Below are 5,751 nucleotides of genomic sequence, written 5' to 3'. Positions count from 1 at the left end.
GGTCTCTTTTCGTTTAATGAAGTATTGCGATGACATAAAGTGACCTTTTATTTGATTTTAATTTTTCGATTTTTAAAAAGCACTTATGTACATTGAGGTTCGTGCATTTTTATCGTAAACCTGTACATATCTAAAATCAACCAAAATAGATCAGGAAATCGCACTTACCTACAGTTATTTTGGCGACGCGATTAGTGATGCCATCGAGATACTTGGCGGAACTGATGCAATCACCAGCACGTTTATAGACTTCCAGAAATATCTGTATTCAGTGCTGTCAGCTTAGGTGCTTTAAGATGTTCTACGAAAAAGGCCGCTCGATTTCTCGATACGGCCTTGAGCAAAGAATGACTCGTAGAAGATCCAGTTGTATGACATAGTTGAGCACTATTTGAGCACCAAGGTTTCTAAAGGGCTATAAACTCAGTGTTTTTCAGGATTCTGGAGAACTCTCCGAGATTTATATTCATCTGGGATAAAGATGCCCGAAAATTCCCAGCAGCAAAGCCTCTGTTCATGCTAATCTATCCATCGCAACGCAGAGTCACAATTGGGGCAGTGTAGAACACTAAGGGGCATCTCTTCGTCTTCGATAGACTCGAAGATGAGGTACTCTAGGAATTCATCCATCGGATTTGTGATCTCACATTATGACTGTTCTGTATCGAGTTCATTGAGTAGAGTTAGAAGTTGATCCTTTATGATCTCAAGCTGTTTTGGATCAGGTTTGCCACCATGCTGCCACAGCTCTAACAAAGACTCTATATTTAAGGGGTTTTTGTTGTTTTTTGCACTCCCTCCGGGTGTACTTTTTCAAGTCCATGACTTAAAAATTCAAGGCCTTCGTCACTCCGACGAGGGCCTTTTTTGTTCCCTCCACTGATCCCCGTATGGTCAATTTATTCAACCGCACGATAAGTTCTTTGAAAGTTTGATTTTGTTCGCCGTTAGCGAGTTCAATTCTCGGCCGACCGTCGTTTCCACTTAAAGCAAACGGTCACACCGAGTAAATCAAGTTTTCTGTCTGAATGTCTGAAATCGCTGGTCAGGCAATGATCTCCTTAATGACGTGTGCTTCTTCAACACCCGTTAACCGGAAATCGAGTCCCTGAAATCTATAACTGAACCGCCTATGATCAATGCCGAACAGATAAAGCAATGTGGCGTGAAAGTCACGGACATGGACGGGGTTTTCTGCGGCAGCGTATCCGAACTCATCAGTCGTCCCGTAACTCTTTCCCCGCTGAACTGCACCCCCGCCAAGGACCAGTGAAAAACCTTTAATATGATGGTCGCGCCCGGTCCCCTGCGCCATTGGTGTTCTGCCAAATTCGCCGCCGAAGACAAGCAGCGTGTCATCATACAAGCCGCGTTGCTTAAGGTCGGTTATCAGTGCCGCCGTTGCCTGATCAACTTCCTTGGCCGTAATTTCGATCGACCCTTTGATATTGCCATGGTGATCCCACGCGCGGTGATAGAGCTGCACGAAGCGGACGCCTTGCTCCAGCAGTCTTCGCGCCAATAGACAATTTGACGCGTAGGTACCATCTCCGCCTGCGGTGCCATAGGCTTGCAGCGTCTCTTTGGATTCATTTTTCATATCCATTAATCCGGGGACACTGGTCTGCATGCGGAATGCCATTTCGTACTGGCCGATGCGCGTCGCAATTTCCGGATCGTGCACCAGATCATCGAAGCCACGATTCAGCTGATTCACTGTATCGACCAGTCGGCGTTGCTGCTGCATCGATACGCCATCTGGACGATTCAAATACAGTACCGGCGCACCTGTGGCCTGAAACTGTACCCCCTGAAATCGCGAAGGCAGAAATCCACTATGCCATTGACGCGCGGCAATCGGCTGCGCCTGCCCCCCTTTACCCACACTGGTCAGCACCACATATCCGGGAAGATTATCACATTCCTGCCCGAGCCCGTACAACAACCAGGACCCCATACTCGGGCGGCCCGCTTGTGAAGATCCGGTATTGAACAACGTATGAGCGGGGTCGTGATTGATCTGGTCGGTATGCATCGAACGAATAATGCATAAGTCATCGGCCACCGAACCGATGTGGGGAAACTGAGTACAAATCCGCTGCCCGCTTTCGCCATAGCTGGCAAAGTCGAATTGCGGCGCAAAACACTTGAGTTCGCGCCCCTGCAGTTGCGCCACCTGCTGCCCTTTCGTCAGTGACTCGGGCATCGGTTTGTCATGCATCTCGCGCAAGGTCGGCTTTTCGTCAAACGTTTCCAGGTGCGAAGGCCCGCCCGCCATACAGAGATGGATTACCCGCTTGACGCGCGGCTTAAAGTGCGGCTTCGAAATGGAACCTTGTCCAAGATCGCTGGCACTCGCATCGCGGGACAGTAGCGACAGCAGCGCCGCCGGTCCGATGCCCAGTGCCGATTGACGTAGAAAACTGCGTCGAGAGGAATAACAGTCTGACATACCGAAAGCGCCTTAATATCGTGTAATCGTTTCATGCAAATTCAGAACCGCCCGTGTCACGCTAATCCATGCCGCCAGCTCTGCGGGATCAAAGTTGCCGGACGGTTTGGCCAGTCCGACGGACAGAATCCGATCCGCTTCTGCTTTTTGTTCACGGTAAAGTTTCAAATCTGCATCATACAGAGACTTCAACAGTATTTTTTCATCGTCACGGGCCGCACGCATTAATGTGTGCTGCGTGAGCCAGTTCAGTCGTTCTTCAAACCCGGACTGCTGACTTTCTTGCAGAATACGCGTTGCCAGCACGCGAGCCGATTCAACAAACGTCGGATCGTTCAGCAAAACCAGCGACTGCAGCGGCGTATTCGACCGCGAACGCTGCGCCGTACATTCTTCACGCGCCGGCGCATCAAACGCCAGCAGACTGGGATGCAGAAACGTCCGCTGCCAGTGTGTGTACAATCCACGGCGATACTGTTGCGGCCCATGATCCTGCTGATACGTTCGTTTGGGAAAATTCAACTGCGCCCAGTATCCGGCCGGCTGGTACGGCTTCGCACTCACGCCCCCGATTTCCTGATTCAACAACCCGCTTAAAAACAGGGCGTTATCACGAACCATTTCCGCCTCCAGCCGCCAGCGCGACTGCCGGGCATAGAGCCGGTTATAAGGATCACGCTCGCGGAGCGCTGCGGGCAAAGCCGATGATTGCTGATACGTGTGTGACGTCACCATCAACCGCAGCAGATGCTTGACATCCCAGCCGCTTTCAACAAACTCAGCCGCCAGCCAGTCGAGTAGTTCCGGATGCGTGGGCATTTCTCCCTGGGAACCAAGGTCATCCACCGACCGAGCCAGCCCCTGACCGAACATCAGCATCCACAACCGATTCACGAACGTGCGCGCGACCAATGGGTTATCCCGCGAAGTCAGCCAACGTGCCAGATCCAGCCGCGTCGGACGTGCCTTCGCCGGCACTTCGATCTGAGTCAGAAAGTGAGGCACCCCCGGTTCGATAATATCTCCCGAATCGTCCATCCAGTTCCCGCGTGGCAGTACTCGCATCGTGCGCGGCTCCGTCGCCGACGTTGCCAATGTGGTCACAATGCTTTTTTCTAGCTGATCTTTCTCTGTTCGTAACTGGGCAAGCTGAGCGCGTTCTTTGCTTAGTAGCGGAGTCGCCTCCCGAAACGCGGCTTCGATCTGTTTCTGCTGTTCGGCAGAACGTTTGTCTGCGGGAAGCTTGACGAGTTCCAGAAGTGCTTCGGAAGCAGAAACCCCCGGTTTGCTGATATCAACGTCGTTCGAAAACGAAATTCGAAAACGTCCCAGGTTATGATCGTTGACAAAATTCTGAACCAGGCGAATCTCACAGGTGTTCTTTTCTTCCTGTTTCTTCGCGGTCTCTGCCTTTCCTGGCTCCTCTGTTTCCGGCTCTTCGGTTTTTGGCTGCTCTTTTTTCGGCTGGGTCACCTCTCCTGCCAGAAGCAGCTGCTGGCGTCTTCCGATTTGCGGCAGAATCGCCCAGCCATGTTTATCTCCCGTAATCACATATTCGGGAGAATGGCTTGCTTGAGAATGCGAGGCGTTCGCTTTCTGCCATTTGACCGGCGATTGATTGACCTTCATTTCCACCGCGTTCAACACCAGATTCCCATTGCCGGCACGTCCCGGCCCCTGTTGAGGCAGAGATTTATCGGGCAACAGTTCTAAACGAAGTGCGAACGGCTTGTCGCCCGGAAGCGGACTGTCACTAAAATCAAGCACATACACATCATGCGCGGGGTTCTTTCCACTCGCCAGCACTGAGCCGTCCTCCAGCACTTTCAGGTTCGCGCCCCCTTCCGAGCGGACCTGCTGCGGCTTCCAGACCGTCCAGCGTTCGGTTCCGGCCTTGATCTCCTGTTCCCACCGCGTTCGGTCCGACTGCAGTTCAGGGGTCGTCCGGGCAAATTCTGTTTCTGCCTGCTGTAACGCGACATCCAGCTCCTGCATCCGCCGCGCCTGTTCTTCAGTCGGCACGGGAAGCTGTGCGACATGGTTCGCACCACTCACGATCCCCTGCTCTTTGATATCTGCAAAAAAGGCCGCAAAGCGATAAAAGTCTTTCGTGGTAAACGGGTCAAATTTATGGTCATGACACTCCGCACAACCGAGAGTCGAACCCAGCCAGACAGCCCCCGTGGTACGCACCCGGTCAGCGGAGTATTTCGCCAGATACTCCTTGGGCTGAACGCCCCCTTCTGCCGAAGCGCGGTTCAAGCGGTTATACGTGGAAGCCACTTTTTGCCAGAGACTCGCATCAGGCAGCAGATCACCGGCCAGTTGCTCGGTCGTAAATTCATCGAACGGCTTATTGCTGTTGAAGGCGTTGATCACGTAGTCACGATAAGGCGAGACGCTGTGGACCTGATCTCCGTGATAGCCCAGCGTGTCCGCATACCGCACGAGATCCAGCCAGTAGAGCGCCATCCGTTCGCCGTAATGAGGAGAACTCAAAAACTGATCGACCAGTCGCTGATAGGCTTCCTGGCTCGGATCTGCTGAAAACGCGGCGACCACCGCTGGTTCCGGAGGCAAACCGGTCAGATCAAACGACAGACGGCGTACCAACGTCCGTGGATCCGCAGTCGGACTTGGCGCGAGGCCTTCCTGTTTCAGTTTCCGCTGAATAAAGGCATCAATGGGATTCACCGTATTCTCAGCGGCTTTCTCCGGAACAGCGGGACGTGCCAGGGGAGTCAGCGACCAGTGCTGCTGGTACTTCGCGCCCTGATTGATCCATTTTCGCAGTAACTCAATCTCGGTTTTTGTGAGTGGCTTGCCGTGATCTGCGGGCGGCATCAGTTCACTCTCATCACTGGCCGTAATCCGCCGCATCAGTTCACTGTCTTGTGCTTTGCCTTCCACAATCGCACGATGTCCCCCCAGATCTGCCAGAGCCGCCTGGCGGTCATCCAGTCGCAGATCGGCTTCTCGTGTTTTTTCGTCAGGACCATGACAGGCATAACACTTGTCCGACAGGATCGGTCGCACGTCGCGATTGAATTCGACTGGGGAATCGCCATAGACATGGGTTACAAACAAGCAGAGGCAAACAGCAAGCGCCAAACGGAGTCTCATTTTACTCATTCTCCAACGCGATAAATCATCACAGCAGACCTGCCCCTTCGCGAAAACTGCGAATGTGACAATATTGATCGATACTGACAAGTTGCTGAAAACTTTATCCTTACAGTGTAGATAGTGGGTGTCCCGAAAGTGGCTTCGTGCGGAATTTTACGTGTTAAAGCATCGGT

2 protein-coding genes are annotated in these 5,751 nt (G+C 52.5%); both read right to left on the bottom strand.

The window, feature by feature from the left end; translation table 11 throughout:
- Positions 1-1,045 precede the first annotated feature (1,045 nt).
- A complete protein-coding gene (locus Q0294_RS23315) occupies positions 1,046-2,452 on the bottom strand; it encodes a DUF1501 domain-containing protein (RefSeq protein WP_299470273.1) in 1,407 nt (468 codons plus the stop codon).
- A gap of 12 nt (positions 2,453-2,464) precedes the next feature.
- Entirely contained in the window at positions 2,465-5,575 is a 3,111-nt protein-coding gene (locus Q0294_RS23310) for a PSD1 and planctomycete cytochrome C domain-containing protein (RefSeq protein ID WP_299470272.1), read from the bottom strand.
- Between the last annotated feature and the right edge of the window lie 176 nt (positions 5,576-5,751).

The sequence above is a fragment of the uncultured Gimesia sp. genome (genome assembly GCF_937919775.1).
GTDB lineage: Bacteria > Planctomycetota > Planctomycetia > Planctomycetales > Planctomycetaceae > Gimesia.
This window is presented reverse-complemented; position numbering and strand designations above follow the sequence as displayed.